Below are 15662 nucleotides of genomic sequence, written 5' to 3' on the forward strand. Positions count from 1 at the left end.
GCTGGACGCTCCTCCTGCGCCTGCCTAAGGTGAGGGGAGCCGTCCGCGATGAGAGCGCCATGACTTCCCTGCCTTTCGTTTCCCTTGTGCTTCCCCTGTTGCTGCTGGCCGGCTGGGCGGGTTCGGCCGTCTGGCTGACCGGGCGCCAGCGCTATCTGCAACAGCAACTCGACAGCGCCGCCGAGCGCTACGACATGCTGCGCGACGACCTGCAGCGGGCCGAGCTGGCCAACGGTCGCCAGGTGGTGGAGTTGGGCGCCGAGCGCGAACGCACCGCCGCCCTGCAGCGCCAACTGGAGGCCAATCGCGAGCTGGAAGCCGAGTTGCGCCAGCAGACCCGCCAGGCCCAGTTGCAGGCCGCCGAACAACACGCCCTGGCCGAGGCCGCCCGCGCCCAGCTGCAGGGTAGCCAGGAGCAGCTCGCCGAACTGCGCGAACGCCAGCACCGCGAGCAACAGCTGCACGCCGAGGTACAGGAGCGCCATGCGCGTCTGGCCGAAGAGCATGCGACGCTCAGGACCACCCTGGAGCAGAAGGAAGAGCACTTCCAGGCGCAGCAGCTGCTGCTGCGCGAGAGTCGCGAGCAACTCAAGCTGGAATTCGAACAACTGGCCGGACGCATCTTCGACGCCAAGGGCCAGGCCTTCGCCCAGCACAGCCAGCAATCGCTGGATGCGCTGTTGCGGCCGTTCCGCGAGCAGATCGAAGGCTTTCGCGCCAAGGTCGAGGACATCCACCACAAGGATGTCCAGCAGCAGGCGGCCCTCGGCCAGCAGTTGCTCGATCTCAAGGAGCTCAACCGGCAGATCACCCAGGAAGCCCATGACCTGGCCACCGCCCTGCGCGGCCAGAAGAAGGCCCAGGGCAACTGGGGTGAACTGATCCTGGAAAATGTGCTGGAGCGTTCCGGCCTGCGCGAGGGTCGCGACTTCGTCCGCGAGCGCAGCTTCACCACCGAGACCGGGCGGCGACGGCCGGACGTGCTGGTCCATCTGCCGCAGAAGAAGCACCTGGTGGTGGACGCCAAGGTGTCGCTCAATGCCTATACCCGCTACGTCAACAGTGAGGACGAAGGCGAGCGTCGCCTGGCCCTGGGCGAGCACGTGCGCGCCGTGGGCGACCGCATCCGCGAGCTGGCCGATCGCGAGTACTTCAGCCTGCCGGGGCTGAATTCGCCGGAGATGGTCTTTCTCTTCATTCCCATCGAATCGGCCTTCGTCGAAGCGCTCAAGGCCGACGAGAGCCTGTTCCAGCGCGCCATCGAGCAGAACGTGCTGGTGGCCACGCCGACCACCCTGCTGACCAGCCTCAACATCGTCCGCCAGCTCTGGCGCTTCGAGGACCAGAATCGCCATACCGCCGAGCTGGCCGAGCGCGCGGGCAAGGTCTACGACAAGCTGCGTACCTTTCTCGGCAGCATGGACGGCATCGGCAAGAGTCTGGACAAAGCCGGCGAAGCCTATCGCAAGGCCTGCGGCCAACTGGTGGGCGGCCCGGGTAACCTGGTCAAGCAGGTGGCCGACTTCAAGGAACTGGGCGTGGCGGTACGCACCGAACTGGACGGTCAGTGGACCGAGCGGGCGGAGCTGGAGCTGACGATGGTCGAACTGGAAGCCGCCGCCGAATCTTCCGACCAGGGCTGAGCTGGCGCTACGGGTTCAGGGGGAGGGCAGGTACGCCTGACCGGTATCAGGCGCACCGGTCAGGACGATAGCGCTTAGTGGTGCTCGCGGGTGGCGCGGAATTTGATCTCCGGCCAGCGCTCTTCCATCAGCGCCAGGTTGACCCGGGTTGGCGCCAGGTAGGTGAGGTGACCGCCGCCATCCATCGCCAGGTTCTCGAAGGCCTTGTTCTTGAAGTCTTCGAGCTTCTTCTTGTCATCGCACTCGATCCAGCGCGCCGACCAGACGTTGATGGCCTCGTAGGCGCACTCCACCTTGTATTCTTCCTTCAGTCGGCTGGCGACCACGTCGAACTGCAGCACGCCCACCGCGCCCAGCACGATGTCGTTGTTGCGCTCGGGGAAGAACACCTGGGTGGCGCCTTCCTCGGCCAGTTCCTGCAGACCCTGGCGCAGCTGCTTGGATTTCAGCGGATCCTTGAGCCGCACGCGGCGGAACAGTTCCGGGGCGAAGTGCGGGATCCCGGTGAAGCCCAGCAGCTCACCTTCGGTGAAGGTGTCGCCGATCTGGATGGTGCCGTGGTTGTGCAGACCGATGATGTCGCCAGCGAAGGCCTCGTCCAGGTGCTCACGCTCACTGGAGAAGAAGGTCAGGGCGTCGGCGATCTTCAGGTCCTTCTTGATGCGCACGTGGCGCAGCTTCATGCCCTTCTCGTACTTGCCCGAGCAGATGCGCATGAAGGCGATGCGGTCGCGGTGCTTGGGGTCCATGTTCGCCTGGATCTTGAACACGAAGCCGGAAAATTTCTCTTCCACCGGCTCCACCACCCGCTCGTGGGCGGCGCGCGACAGCGGGCGCGGGGCCCAATCCACCACGGCGTCGAGCACCTGGTCGACACCGAAGTTGCCCAGGGCTGTACCAAAGAACACCGGAGTCATCTCGCCACGCAGGAAGGCCTCGCCATCGAATTCGTGGCAGGCGCCCTGTACCAGTTCCAGCTCCTCGACGAAGCGGTCGTAGAGATCGCCCAGGTGCGCGCGGGCTTCATCGGAGTCCAGCTTGTCGATGGTCTTGGTGGCGATGCGCTCGTGACCATGGCCGGGGGTGTAGACGTAGATGCGGTCGTCCGAGAGGTGATAGACGCCCTTGAAGTCGCGGTAGCTGCCGATCGGCCAGGTGATGGGGGCGGCCTTGATCTTGAGCACCGCCTCGATCTCGTCGAGCAGTTCGATGGGGTCGCGGATGTCGCGGTCGAGCTTGTTGATGAAGCTGACGATGGGGGTGTCGCGCAGGCGGCAGACGTCCATCAGGGCGATGGTGCGAGGTTCGACGCCCTTGCCGCCGTCGAGCACCATCAGCGCCGAATCCACCGCGGTCAGGGTGCGGTAGGTGTCTTCGGAGAAGTCTTCGTGGCCGGGGGTGTCGAGCAGGTTGATCATGTGCTCGCGGTAGGGGAACTGCATCACCGAGGTGGTGATGGAGATGCCGCGCTGCTTTTCCATCTCCATCCAGTCGGAGGTCGCATGGCGATCGGATTTACGCGACTTCACCGTACCCGCGACGGCGATGGCCTGACCCATCAGCAGCAGCTTTTCGGTGATGGTGGTCTTGCCCGCGTCGGGGTGGGAAATGATGGCGAAGGTACGGCGCTTGGCGACTTCGGCGGCCTGGGTGGTCATGGATGAACCTGGGCGGGAAGAAAAAAGAGGGGGCGGAGTATAGCAGAGCGCAGCCCCACCGACTTGGGTCGGTGGGGCTGCCGGGGCTCCGCTCAGCGCTGCGGCTGGATGGTGCCGTCGCAGCAGGGTGGGGTGCGTTTGCGGCGGACCAGACGCTTGCCCAGGGCCATGCCCGGGATCTCGATGTACCTGTGGGTCAGGCAGGCGAAGGCGAAGACCACTCCCAGCTCCAGCAGTACCACCAGGTTGTCCAGCACGGGGCTGCCGGTGGCGATGTAGCGGATCATGAAGGGCACCGGCACATCATGGGAGGGCGCCACCACCGTGAGATCATGGTGCAGCAGCTTGCCCAGCACGATGAAGGCGCTCTTGAACACGAAGATCACCGCGGCGTGGCAGAGGTAGATCGAGTAGGACAGTACGCCCAGGCGGACGAAGAACCCCTGATGCAGCACGCTGGAGACCAGGCCGCGCTCGAAGGCGAAGGTGAGGATGGTGACGCAGAACACCAGGGTCGCCAGCACGCCCTTCTTGGGCACCGGCAGATCCGAGGTCATCACCGCGACACCCGCGATCAGGCACGCCAGCTCCAGCAGGGTGCCACCGAATTGCCCCTGATTGTGCTGCTTGATCCAGACATAGAGGCGATAGGTGCAGGCGCCGGCGAAAAAGCACGACAGGCCACGAAAGATCTCGGTCTTCAGCGGCAGGATGGGAAACAACAGCTGCACGAAGGCCAGCAGGGCGATCGCCAGGAACCACTGGCGCTGATGACCCTGGCCCTTGAGTACCAGCAAGCCGAATACCAGATAGAGGTAGTACTCGATGCTGATGCTCCAGGAGGGGTAGTTGAAGGAGCCGGTGATGGCCTCGCCCAGCCAGGATTGCAGCAGCAGCAGATTGGGCAGGAATTGTTCGGGCGCGGTGGCGCCGCTGAAGGCCGGATCGTTGAAGCCGATCCCCAGTTTTTCCGCCAACAGGCGACCGCTCTCCAGCAGCACATAGAGGCCCAGCATGGCCAGGTGCAGTGGCAGGATCCGCGCCGAGCGACTGATGGCGAAGTCGCGATAGTCGTCCAGGGTGCGCAGCCGATTTTCGTAGGTGTGCATCAGCACGAAGCCGCTCAGCACAAAGAAGAATTCGACGAACAGGTAGGCATTGGCTATCAGCGGATTTTCCGAGGCAGCCTGAGCGACATAGGTGTGGAAGAGGACAACGGCGACGGCCAATAGACCGCGAAAGCTATCCAGAGCGACGAATCTTTCCATGGGAATTCCCTGACGGTGCAGCAGGACGAGGCAAGCGGAGGCAGCGCAGCCGCTAGGGGGAAAGAGAAGGGAGCAGAGGGGTGAACGGTGGCATGGCATCCTAGCTCTTGTGGTCGTGCAAGCATCTTAATAGTCGAACTATTACTTGCTGTAACAATTTGATCGCATAAAGCCAGCAAGTTCTTGCCTGGCCGTCCATGGCCCTGGCTTTTGTGACGGCAATCACCTGTTTTCAGGCAAATCGCTGACGGGTGGCAGTGGGCGCCGTTCGGCTTCGGCCGTGGCGCCCTTGTCTCAGCGAGGACCCAGGTCGGTGCAGTCGGCCGGCTTCACGTACTTCTGCAGCACGGTCCATTGCGGTCGGGGTTTGCCCTTGACCGGCTCGATCGCCAGCGGATAGTCGCCCCAGTTGGGGCCGGCTGCCCAGTACATGGCCGGAATGCATTCCTTGCGCAGACGGGCCAGCAGCCGGTCCATTGCCGCCAGCCAGCGGGGATCGTTGTCCGGTACGCCGAATTCACCGATGTGGCCACGCTTGCCGTGCTGCTTGAGCCAGGCGATGAAGGGCTCGACCCGGCGGATGCCGACGTCCGGGTCGAAGTCGGTCATGTCCTTCTTGAGGTATTTGCCGCCACCGTCGTTGTCGAAATAGACGTGTGCCGAATAGATCAGGTTGTCGGCCGGGTCCTTGAGGCCAAGCAGCTTGGCGTTGTAGCGCGGCCATAGATAGCTGCTGGACCAGCCATTACCCTCGATCAGGATCGGGCGCGCCCGGTCCACGTCGCGTACCGCATCGATGCCGTGCTGCGCCGCGATCGGCCACTGCTCAACCGCATCGTGGGGCTCGTTCATGATGTCGTAGGCGGCGAGGGCGGGGTGCTCGTGCCAGCGCTGGGCGATCCGCTGCAGGACATCGGCATAGGCCGGGTAAGGCACTGCCGCGCTGCCGATGATCTGCCCGCGGTATCTCATGTAATTGTGCAGATCCAGGATCACGTGCATGCGATAGCGCTTGGCGTTGTCCAGGGTCTTATCGATCAGCTTGGCATAGGCAGGATCCAGCGGCTGCCCCAGGCGGGGCTGCAGGCGTTCCCAGATGACCGGGAAGCGGATCACGCGGATGCCTTTGGCAGCCCAGCGTCGGTAGTGACCGGCGTCGGGAAAGAAGTAGTTGGTGCCGGGCTTGCCCGGCAATACATGAGGAGCGAAGCCGGCACCGGAGAAGTTCAGTCCGACCAGATCGGTGGGGAAGTCACGCGTATCGGCACGGGTGGCCGGCACGATGGTCAGGCAGAGGAGAGTGAGCAGGGTCGTGAGAGCGGTTTTCAGGCGTAGCGTCATCGGCAAGGTCCCGGACAGTGACGGAAGACGGTAGGAGCACGGGTCGCGGTGACCCGATTCGCCATGAGGCCCGAAGAGACGTCAGGAAGTTGCGCTGTATTGCTCAGAAGGTGCGCCAGGCGACGTTAATGCCAGGCGAAAGCCGCAGAAATGCGAGCTAGGTAGGGCTGGGAGTTAGCCTGTGCCAGGACGACGCGGGGTCTAGATCCGGGAGGGACGATCAGCCGAACGGAGGGAAAGGGCATTGGAGCGAGCAATGAACTGCCTGTGACTGCTTTCCATCTTTCCATGGCGCAGGCAGATCATTCGAAAGCGGTCTTTAGCGACGCAGGCAGATTCCAGCCCACTGCTCGGCTTCGCGGCGGGCTGAGGCCTCGTCATCGAAGTCGGCGATCAGGCCACCGTGCGCATACACCACCACCCAGTTTTCCACCTTGGGTTGCAGCAGCATTACGGGGGTAGAGGATAGAACAGCGGAGTCCAACGATGCACAAGCCGTCATGTCATTCATAACGTTCCCTTTGAAGTTAGCTCGGTGAATAGTCTGTTTTTATAGCGGTTCCAGAAACGGCGCTTGGTGCTATCACTGGGCCACCTATTGACCGTGTTATGGCTGAATGATCCCTCAAAGCGTCAGCCACTCGTCGGCATGATAAAGAGGTGCCAAAACATCGGCATCGCACTGGCTCACACAAAGATGTTTCAGTTATGACCGTACGTCAGCTGAGCTGTGTCACGCTCCACGAAACCGAGCCGGTCTGCCGTGGCATCTGTGACAGATATCGCGTCGAGTCTGCAAAGCAGCTAACAGTAAAGGTATTAAATTTATCGTCACATATTCGCCGGCTGCTCTAGCACGCGATTCTCGCTTTTCTCCGGGTATCCGAGCCTCTCGCCTGGGCCTTTCACCCTGTCAAGGTGTGTCGCTTTCCGCGATTGGGTTGGCATTGAGCGAGTCTATTGGGTTAGCCTGAAAAGGAGCTGACGAACTATCGACTGCGATGGACGTCAATCTCTTCGGTCGAGGCAAAGCGCCATGTCGCTACGAGAGAGCGACACCCAAGGGCTAGGCAGATCCCGAGATCCGCACCGCCCCGTTGGTCCAGCCGGCATACCCGCCATGCCCTGCTGTGTCTCGACCCTGAACCCGGACAGCCGTCCTGCGCCTCGCCCCTGTCGCGAGGTCCGCACTCGGAAGGCATGCGGCCTGTCCGCCCGTTGAAGGAGCCTGACATGGCGAAGTTCAAGACCCTCCTGCTCGGCTCGGCCGTGGGAGTGGTGATCCTGGCACTGCTGGTGCACTGGATCGGTAGGGATACCCTCAGTACCTATCGCGCGGATCTGCTGTTCTATCTCCAGGCCCACCTCTACCTGGTGGCCGTCTCCATGGTCCTGGCGCTGCTGGTGGGCATTCCCGCCGGGGTATTGCTCAGCAGGCCGCGCTTCGCCCGCAGTGCCGAGCGCTTCATGCAGGTGTTCAACATCGGCAATACCGTGCCGCCGCTCGCGGTGCTGGCCATCGCCCTGGGCGTCGTCGGCATCGGTGACGGGCCGGCGATCCTGGCGCTGTTTCTCGCTTCGCTGCTGCCCATCGTGCGCAACACCTACGAGGGGCTGAAGAACGTGCCGGGCTCGCTCAAGGAAGCGGCCACCGGTATCGGCATGACCCCCACCCAGGTGCTGACCAAGGTGGAGTTGCCCAATGCCGTGCCCATCATCGTCGGTGGGGTGCGGGTGGCCCTGGCGATCAACGTCGGCACCACGCCGCTGGTGTTTCTCATCGGCGCCAACAGCCTGGGCAGTCTGATCTTTCCCGCCATCGCCCTGGAGAACCAGTCACAGCTGCTGCTGGGCGCGGCCGCTACGGCGCTCTTGGCGCTGCTGCTGGATGGCCTGGTGCTGCTCGCCAGTCGCCTCTGGCTGGAACGCGGCCTGGCCCGCTAAGGAGACGAGATGAAGAAGTTGCTTATCGCCCTGGGCGCCGCCTGGTTCGGACTGGCGCTGGCCAGTGGTGCCCAGGCCGAGCCCATCCGCATCGGTGCCAAGGTCTTTACCGAGCAGGCCATTCTCGCCGAGCTCACCGGGCAGTACCTGTCCAGGCACGGCTACCAGCCGGAGATCGTCGGCGGCCTGGGCAGCACCATCGCCTGGAACGGCGTGAAGAACGCCCAGCTCGACCTCACCTGGGAATACACCGGTACCTCGCTGGTGGCCTACAACCATGTCACCGAGCGGCTGGACAAGGACGCCTCCTACCAGCGGGTCAAGGAACTGGACGCCAAGGTCGGGCTGGCCTGGCTGGCGCCCACCCGCTTCAACAACACCTATGCCCTGGCGCTGCCGGAAAAGGTCGCCCAGCAGCATCCCGAGCTGAACAGCATCAGCGACCTGGCCCGGCTGCTCAAGGCCGAGGCCGGCAAGCGCCACCTGACCGCGCTGGACATCGAATTCGCCAACCGTTCCGACGGCCTCGCCGGCCTGGTCAAGGCCTATGGCCTGAACTACACCCGTGACGACATCCGCCAGATGGATCCGGGACTGGTCTATACCGCGCTGCGCAACGGCCAGGTGTTCACTGGACTGGTCTACACCACCGACGGCCGCCTGGATGCCTTCAAGCTCAAGGTGCTGGAAGACGACAAGGGCTATTTCCCCGACTACACCGCCGCGCCGGTGGTGAACGCCGGGTACCTGGCCAAGCACCCGGATCTCGCCGCGTTGCTGAGGCCCCTGGCGGAAAGCCTGGATCAGGCCACCATGCGCCAGCTCAACGCCAAGGTGGACATCGAGCGGCAGACGCCGGCCCAGGTGGCCCGCGACTTTCTCGCCCAGCACCCCCTAAGCGGAGGGCAATGACCCCATGGATTTCGTCACCTCCTTCAATCACATCGACTGGCTGCAGGTCCTCGACCTGACCCGCCAGCACATCACCCTGGTGGGCATCGCCGTGACCCTGGCGATCCTGGTAGGCGTGCCTCTGGGCATCCTCATGACCCGCTACCCCGAGCTGGCCGGACCGCTGCAGGCGGTGGCCACGGTGGTCATGACGCTGCCTTCGATCGCCCTGTTCGGCCTTCTGCTGCCCTTCTACTCCAAGTTTGGCCAAGGCCTCGGTCCGCTGCCGGCCATCACCGCGGTGTTCCTCTATTCGCTGCTGCCGATCCTGAGAAACACCTACCTGGCGTTGACCAGCGTCGAGCCCGGCATTCGCGAAGCGGGCGCCGGCATCGGCATGACCTTCTGGCAGCGCCTGCGCATGGTCGAACTGCCCATCGCCTTGCCGGTGATCCTCGCCGGGGTACGCACCGCCGTAGTCATGAACATCGGTGTCATGACCATCGCCGCCACCATCGGCGCCGGCGGCCTGGGCGTGCTCATCCTCACCGCCATCAGCCGCAGTGACATGGCCACCCTCATCGTCGGCGCCGTGCTGGTCAGCCTGCTGGCCATCGTCGCCGACCTCGTCCTGCAGTGGCTGCAACGCCGCCTCACCCCGCGCGGCCTGCGCAGCGCCCTTTAAGGAGCCCCAGATGATCGAACTCGACCGCCTGACCAAGACCTTCAAGCAGCACGGCAAGGACGTGACCGCGGTGGATGCCGTGAGCCTCACCGTGGAGGAGGGCCAGATCTGCGTCTTCCTCGGCCCCTCCGGCTGCGGCAAGACCACCACCCTGAAGATGATCAACCGCCTCATCGAGCCCACCTCGGGGCGGGTACTGATCAACGGCGAGGACACCACCGGCATCGACGAGGTGACCCTCAGGCGCCATATCGGCTATGTGATCCAGCAGATCGGTCTGTTCCCCAACATGACCATCGAGGAAAACATCACCGTGGTGCCCAAGCTGCTGGGCTGGGACAAGAAGAGATGCCGCGAGCGCGCCACCGAGCTGATGAGCATGGTGCAGCTGGAGCCCAAGCAGTACCTGTCGCGCTATCCACGCGAACTGTCCGGTGGCCAGCAGCAGCGCATCGGGGTGATCCGTGCCCTGGCGGCCGAGGCGCCGCTGTTGCTGATGGACGAGCCCTTCGGCGCGGTGGACCCGATCAACCGCGACGCCATCCAGAACGAGTTCTTCCAGATGCAGCGCGCGCTGAACAAGACGGTGATCATGGTCAGCCATGACATCGACGAGGCCATCCGCCTGGGCGACAAGATCGCCGTGTTCCGCGGCGGGCGCCTGGTGCAGTTCGATCATCCGGACACCCTGCTGGCCCATCCCAAGGATGAGTTCGTCAGCAACTTCGTCGGCCAGGACAGCACCCTCAAGCGGCTGCTGCTGATTCGTGCCGAGGACGCCGCCGACAACGCGCCCGCGATCCAGGCCGAGACGCTGATCGGCGATGCCGTGGAATTGATGGAAGAGCACGATCGCCGCTACCTGGTGGTGACGGATGCGGCCAACAAGGGCCTGGGCTACGTGCGCCGCCGCGACCTGCGCGGTCAGAGCGGGCCGGTGGCGCCCTTCGTCACCCCGTTCAAGGCCACCGCGGCCTTTGACGAGCACCTGCGCATCCTCTTGTCGCGCATGTACCAGTTCAACACTTCCTGGCTGCCGGTACTCAGCGCCGACAACGACTTCCTCGGCGAGGTCACCCAGGAATCCATCGCCGACTACCTCAGCAGTGGTCGTTCGCGGGGCAAGACCACCATCGTCTCGCCCGCGGAGCAGGTGGCGGGGTAGGGCACGGGAAGCCTAGCGGCGCAGAGGCTGTTCAAAGGCTCGCGAGCTAGAGCCAAACAAGGCGAAAAGGCCTGAGGAAGCGGAGTTTACGAATTGTAAATGAGCATTCCGAAGGCCTTTTCAACGCAGTCTGGCCGACGCGCAGCAGCCTTTGGATAGGCTCTCAAGGGCGGATCTCGATCATAGTGCCGTCCTTGACCAGCCCCCAGACCTCGCGCATGTCGTGGTTGGTCAGGGCGATGCAGCCCTCGGTCCAGTTCAGCGAGTTGAAGTACCACTCCGGGTACTCCTCGTCGATGGGGGTGCCGTGCAGCATGATCATGCTGCCGGGACGCACGCCGGCCTGGCTGGCGCGCGCCAGGTCCTCACGATTGGGATAGGAAATGTGCATGGCCAGGTTGAATTTGTCGCTGGTCTTGCGCCAGTCGATCCAATAGAAGCCTTCCGGGGTGCGCTTGTCGCCCTCGCGCAGCTTGGGACCGCGGGGATTCTTGCCCAGCGAGATGCGGTAGGACTTCATCACGGTGTCGCCGCTGAGCAGTTGCAGCTGATTGCGCGACTTGATGACCAGCACCTTGTCGATCAGCGGCGCGGCCGGCTGGCGGATCACCGTGACGCTGGTACTGGCCTGGGCCAGCTGGGGAAGCAACGAACCGCACAGCACATAGCAGAGCGCCAACAACAGGTGCAACGGACGCATGTCGAGAAGATCCTCGGAAGAGCTCAGAGCCTGTTCAAGGTCTCGCGAGCAGACGTTGAACAGGCCCTTAGGCAGGCTTGGGTGCGACCACCATGGGCGCCATGCCCTCATGGCGCAGTGAAAACTCGCCGCGGCGGCGGTCAGCGAAAAAGCATTCTAGTGTTCGCTTGATGGTCGGAAAAGCCAGAGACGACCAGGGGATGTCGGCTTCGTCCAGAAGGCGCACGTCCAGGCTTTCCTCGCCGACGCCAAAGCGTCCGTCGACCAGCTCGCCGCGGAACAGCATGTAGATCTGGTCGATGTGCGGCAGATCGAAGAGCGTATAGAGCTCCAGGTCCTGCACCTGCGCGCCGGCTTCCTCGAAGGTCTCGCGGGCGGCGGCCTCGGTGGTGGTCTCGCCGTTTTCCATGAAGCCCGCCGGCAGCGTCCAGTAGCCCTTGCGCGGCTCGATGGCGCGCTGGCAGAGCAGCACCCGGCCTTCCCAGGTCGCCAGGCAGCCGGCCACCACCCGTGGGTTCTGGTAATGCACCGCGCCGCACTGGCTGCAGACCAGGCGCATGCGGTTGTCGCCCGCCGGAATGCGTTCTTCCAGCAGGCCGCCACAGTGGTTGCAATGCTTCATGGTTCATCCTCGTTTTGCTGCAGTGTGCCGGGGCGGTCGCGGGCCTCGCAAGCGATGGCTGGGCTTGGGATTGCCCGGCGGGCGTGCCATGATCCAGGGGATACGATGAGCAAGGGAGAATTCCGGCGTGGATGAGTTGCTCCAGCGCCTGCGTCACTATCGGCCGCGCACCCTGAGCGGCACCGAGAACCATCAGGAAGCGGCGGTGCTGGTGCCCATCATTCGTGGCGAGCATCCCGAGTTGCTGCTCACCCTGAGGGCCAGCAACCTGTCCACCCATGGCGGCGAGGTGGCCCTGCCGGGCGGCCGGCGCGATCCCGAGGACGTCGATCTGATCGCCACCGCCCTGCGCGAGGCCGAGGAAGAGGTCGGGCTGCCGCCAGGCCTGGTGGAGGTGATCGCGCCCCTGAGTCCGCTGGTGTCACGCTACGGCCTGGCGGTGACGCCCATCGTCGCCCTGATTCCCGATCAGCTCGAATACGTCCCCAGCGAAGCCGAGATCGCCGCGATCTTTACCGTGCCCCTGCAGTTCTTCTGCGAGGTGCCGCCGGATTACACCCTCAGGGTCGACCACGACGGCCTGCGTTGGCAGGTGCCCAGCTATCAGTATGGCGAGCACCGCATCTGGGGACTGACCGCGGTGATCATCGTCGAGCTGGTCAACCTGCTGTACGACGCCGGTATCGTGCTCAAGGCACCGCCCAGGCGGGATTGAGCGGTAGGCTCTGTACGAAAAGTCGCCGAGCGAAGGTCAGGCGAGGAGAAAAGCGCTGAGGAAGCGGACCGTGCTCGCGAACGAGTTTACGAGTGGTAAATGAGCATTGCGACGGGGCCGCCCAGGCCGGGCTGGCGATCCAGGCGTTTTTCAACGAAGCATCACCGAGCGCAGGCCTTTTCGTGCAGAGCCTAGCGACAAGGTAAAGGCACATGCCAAGTCGGACGTTAACGGGCACAATGCGCGGCCATTCGAGGGAAGCCGCATGACCACCGCCAATTCACCCGTGCGTTCGCCCTGCGTCCATGTCTGTGCCCTGGACGAACAGGACATCTGCATCGGTTGCCAGCGCAGCGCCGCCGAGATCACCCGCTGGATGTCCATGAGCGACAGCGAGCGCCGCGAGGTGCTGGTGCGCTGCGACGAGCGGGCGCGGGCGGGCGGTGCGGCCTTCCTGACCTGATATCAGCCGGAGAGATCTGTCATGCCCCGTATCGGTACCCCCCTGTCCCCCAGCGCCACCCGCGTGCTGCTCTGCGGCTCCGGCGAACTGGGCAAGGAAGTCGTCATCGAGCTGCAACGTCTGGGCGTCGAGGTCATCGCCGTGGATCGCTACGCCGATGCCCCGGCTATGCAGGTCGCCCACCGCAGCCACGTCATCGACATGCTCGACGGCGCCGCCCTGCGCGCGGTGATCGAGCGCGAGCAGCCGCACTTCATCGTGCCGGAAATCGAAGCCATCGCCACCGCCACCCTGGTGGAGCTGGAAGGCGAGGGTTACACCGTGGTGCCCACTGCCCGCGCGGCCCAGCTGACCATGAATCGCGAAGGCATCCGTCGCCTCGCCGCCGAGGAGCTGGGCCTGCCCACCTCGCCCTATCACTTCGCCGATACCTACGAAGACTACGCCGCCGCCGCCGAGGCGCTGGGCTATCCCTGCGTGGTCAAGCCGATCATGAGTTCCTCGGGCAAGGGCCAGAGCCTGCTGCGCAGCGCCGATGAGCTGCAGGCCGCCTGGCAGTACGCTCAGGAAGGCGGTCGCGCCGGCAAGGGCCGGGTGATCGTCGAGGGCTTCGTCGACTTCGACTACGAGATCACCCTGCTGACCGTGCGCCATGTCGGCGGCACCGCCTTCTGCGCACCGGTCGGGCATCGTCAGGTCAAGGGCGACTACCACGAGTCCTGGCAGCCCCAGGCCATGAGCGACAAGGCTCTGGCCGAATCCGAGCGGGTCGCTCGCGCCGTCACCGAGGCCCTGGGCGGTCGCGGCCTGTTTGGCGTGGAGCTGTTCGTCAAGGGCGACCAGGTCTGGCTCAGCGAAGTCTCGCCACGTCCCCATGACACCGGTCTGGTGACCCTGATCTCCCAGGACCTGTCCGAATTCGCCCTGCACGCCCGCGCTATCCTCGGTCTGCCGATCCCTACCATCCGCCAGTTCGGCCCCTCGGCCTCGGCGGTGATCCTGGTGGACGGCGAGTCGCGGCAGACCGCCTTCGGCAACCTCGGCGCGGCCCTGGCCGAACCCGACACCGCGCTGCGCCTGTTCGGCAAGCCGGAGGTCAAGGGGCAGCGGCGCATGGGCGTGGCCCTGGCTCGCGACGAAAGCATCGAGGCGGCGCGCGCCAAGGCCGTGCGTGCTTCCCAGGCGGTGAAGGTCGAGCTGTAACGCCGTCTCGCGCCACGAAAAAGGGCCCTGCGGGGCCCTTTTTCATGCGCTGAAGAATCTACAGTGACTGATCGCGGGTTTCGCGCATGCAGAGCACCGCCAGCAGGCTGATGGCCGCCGCCGCCGAGACGTAGCCGCCCACCCAGCTCAGGCCGCCGGCTTCCACCAGTTGCTGCGCGGCATAGGGCGCCAGGGAGGCGCCAAGGATGCCGCCCAGGTTGTAGGCCGCCGAGGCGCCGGTGTAGCGCACCTGGGTCGGGAAGATTTCCGGCAGCAGGGCACCCATGGGGCCGAAGGTCATGCCCATGAGAAACAACTCCAGCGCCAGGAACAGGCCGACCGCCTGGCTGGAGCCATGGGTCAGCAGCGGCTCCATGGCGAAGCCCGACAGCAGGGCGGCGATGGCGCTCACCGCCAGCACTGGCTTGCGGCCGAAGCGATCCGCCAGCCAGGCCGACAGCGGCGTGGCCAGGGCCATGAACAGCACCGCGATGCACAGCAGGCCGAGGAATTCCTGCCGGCTGTAACCAAGATTCTTCACCCCGTAGCTCAGCGAGAACACCGTGGAGATGTAGAAGAGGGCGTAGCACACCACCATGCTCAGGGCGCCCAGCAGCACCGCCTTGCCGTGCTTGCCGAAGGTTTCGACCATGGGTAGGCGCAGTTTCTCGCGGCGGGCCATGGCCTCGGCGAACACCGGTGTCTCGTGCAGCGACAGCCGCACATAGAGGCCGACCACCACCAGCAGCGCGCTGAGCAGGAAGGGAATGCGCCAGCCCCAGGCGCGGAATTGCTCGTCGTCCAGCAGCAGCGCCAGAGCCAGGAACAGGCCGTTGGCCATGAGGAAGCCGATGGAGGGGCCGAGCTGGGGGAACATGCCGAACCAGGCGCGCTTGCCGGGCGGGGCGTTCTCGGTGGCCAGCAGCGCCGCACCACCCCATTCGCCACCCAGTCCCAGGCCCTGGCCGAATCTCAGCAGACACAGCAGGATGGGCGCCCAGACGCCGATGCTGGCGTAGCCGGGCAGGAGGCCGATCAGGGTGGTGGAGATACCCATCAGCAGCAGCGAGGCCACCAGGGTGGACTTGCGGCCGATGCGGTCGCCGAAGTGGCCGAACAGCAGCGAACCCAGGGGGCGCGCCAGGAAGGCGATGCCAAAGGTGATGAAGGCGCTGAGGGTCTGGGCCATGCCCGAGCCCTGGGGAAAGAACACCGGGCCGATCACCAGGGCCGCGGCCGTGGCATAGACATAGAAATCGTAGAACTCGATGGCGGTGCCGATGAAGCTGGCGGTGGCCACGCGGGTGGGGGAATTGCGCGGCACGGAAGTGGGCGCGTCGAAGGCGGCAGCGGTTGTGGACATG

The 15662-nt window shown here is 64.7% G+C and carries 15 protein-coding genes; 8 read left to right on the top strand and 7 right to left on the bottom strand.

Going from position 1 to position 15662, the window contains the following annotated elements; all coding sequences use genetic code 11:
• Nucleotides 1-59 precede the first annotated feature (59 nt).
• Nucleotides 60-1643 carry a DNA recombination protein RmuC gene (rmuC, locus tag NRG74_RS21825; protein WP_017640814.1) on the top strand — a complete coding sequence of 528 codons (1584 nt, stop codon included), beginning with the start codon at nucleotides 60-62 and terminating at the stop codon, nucleotides 1641-1643.
• A gap of 74 nt (nucleotides 1644-1717) precedes the next feature.
• On the opposite strand, the gene NRG74_RS21830 is transcribed toward rmuC, so the two are convergent.
• From NRG74_RS21830 to NRG74_RS21845, 4 genes are all read right to left on the bottom strand, one after another.
• Nucleotides 1718-3301: a peptide chain release factor 3 gene (locus tag NRG74_RS21830; RefSeq protein WP_257705310.1), complete on the bottom strand. Its 1584-nt coding sequence runs from the start codon at nucleotides 3299-3301 to the stop codon at nucleotides 1718-1720.
• A gap of 92 nt (nucleotides 3302-3393) precedes the next feature.
• Complete coding sequence (locus NRG74_RS21835; protein WP_017640812.1) at nucleotides 3394-4569, bottom strand: acyltransferase family protein; 1176 nt, start codon at nucleotides 4567-4569, stop codon at nucleotides 3394-3396.
• Between the two features lie 294 nt (nucleotides 4570-4863).
• Nucleotides 4864-5910 (bottom strand): glycoside hydrolase family 5 protein, encoded by a 1047-nt coding sequence (locus tag NRG74_RS21840; RefSeq protein ID WP_257705316.1) that lies wholly within the window; start codon nucleotides 5908-5910, stop codon nucleotides 4864-4866.
• A gap of 319 nt (nucleotides 5911-6229) precedes the next feature.
• Entirely contained in the window at nucleotides 6230-6421 is a 192-nt protein-coding gene (locus tag NRG74_RS21845; RefSeq protein ID WP_143075287.1) for a hypothetical protein, read from the bottom strand.
• Nucleotides 6422-7143: 722 nt separating this feature from the next.
• Here NRG74_RS21845 and NRG74_RS21850 point away from each other — a divergent pair.
• From NRG74_RS21850 to NRG74_RS21865, 4 genes are read left to right on the top strand one after another with little or no spacing between them, the layout of a single operon-like run.
• A complete protein-coding gene (locus NRG74_RS21850; protein ID WP_017640809.1) occupies nucleotides 7144-7854 on the top strand; it encodes an ABC transporter permease in 711 nt (236 codons plus the stop codon).
• A 9-nt stretch (nucleotides 7855-7863) separates the two neighbouring features.
• On the top strand, nucleotides 7864-8766 hold the full coding sequence (locus NRG74_RS21855) for a glycine betaine ABC transporter substrate-binding protein (protein WP_017640808.1): 903 nt from the start codon (nucleotides 7864-7866) through the stop codon (nucleotides 8764-8766).
• A 4-nt stretch (nucleotides 8767-8770) separates the two neighbouring features.
• The gene (locus NRG74_RS21860) at nucleotides 8771-9430 is read left to right on the top strand and encodes an ABC transporter permease (protein ID WP_257705318.1); all 660 of its coding nucleotides are present in this window, start codon (nucleotides 8771-8773) and stop codon (nucleotides 9428-9430) included.
• 10 nt (nucleotides 9431-9440) lie between these two features.
• Nucleotides 9441-10595, top strand: coding sequence for an ABC transporter ATP-binding protein (locus tag NRG74_RS21865; protein ID WP_231356022.1), 1155 nt, complete (start codon nucleotides 9441-9443; stop codon nucleotides 10593-10595).
• A gap of 163 nt (nucleotides 10596-10758) precedes the next feature.
• On the opposite strand, the gene NRG74_RS21870 is transcribed toward NRG74_RS21865, so the two are convergent.
• The gene (locus tag NRG74_RS21870; RefSeq protein WP_437181204.1) at nucleotides 10759-11232 is read right to left on the bottom strand and encodes a L,D-transpeptidase family protein; all 474 of its coding nucleotides are present in this window, start codon (nucleotides 11230-11232) and stop codon (nucleotides 10759-10761) included.
• Between the two features lie 130 nt (nucleotides 11233-11362).
• A complete protein-coding gene (locus tag NRG74_RS21875) occupies nucleotides 11363-11917 on the bottom strand; it encodes an NUDIX hydrolase (RefSeq protein ID WP_064307865.1) in 555 nt (184 codons plus the stop codon).
• 127 nt (nucleotides 11918-12044) lie between these two features.
• On the opposite strand from NRG74_RS21875, the gene NRG74_RS21880 reads away from it, so the two are divergent.
• From NRG74_RS21880 to purT, 3 genes are all read left to right on the top strand, one after another.
• A complete protein-coding gene (locus tag NRG74_RS21880; protein ID WP_017640803.1) occupies nucleotides 12045-12632 on the top strand; it encodes a CoA pyrophosphatase in 588 nt (195 codons plus the stop codon).
• A 265-nt stretch (nucleotides 12633-12897) separates the two neighbouring features.
• On the top strand, nucleotides 12898-13095 hold the full coding sequence (locus tag NRG74_RS21885; RefSeq protein ID WP_068383470.1) for a DUF1289 domain-containing protein: 198 nt from the start codon (nucleotides 12898-12900) through the stop codon (nucleotides 13093-13095).
• Between the two features lie 21 nt (nucleotides 13096-13116).
• Nucleotides 13117-14298, top strand: a complete 1182-nt coding sequence (gene purT, locus NRG74_RS21890; RefSeq protein ID WP_257705323.1) for a formate-dependent phosphoribosylglycinamide formyltransferase — start codon at nucleotides 13117-13119, stop codon at nucleotides 14296-14298.
• Between the two features lie 58 nt (nucleotides 14299-14356).
• Here purT and NRG74_RS21895 read toward each other — a convergent pair whose 3' ends face one another.
• On the bottom strand, nucleotides 14357-15661 hold the full coding sequence (locus tag NRG74_RS21895; RefSeq protein ID WP_017640800.1) for an MFS transporter: 1305 nt from the start codon (nucleotides 15659-15661) through the stop codon (nucleotides 14357-14359).
• Nucleotide 15662: the final 1 nt, after the last annotated feature.

Origin of the sequence: Pseudomonas oryzihabitans, from assembly GCF_024652905.1 — a bacterium.
Lineage (GTDB): Bacteria > Pseudomonadota > Gammaproteobacteria > Pseudomonadales > Pseudomonadaceae > Chryseomonas > Chryseomonas benzopyrenica.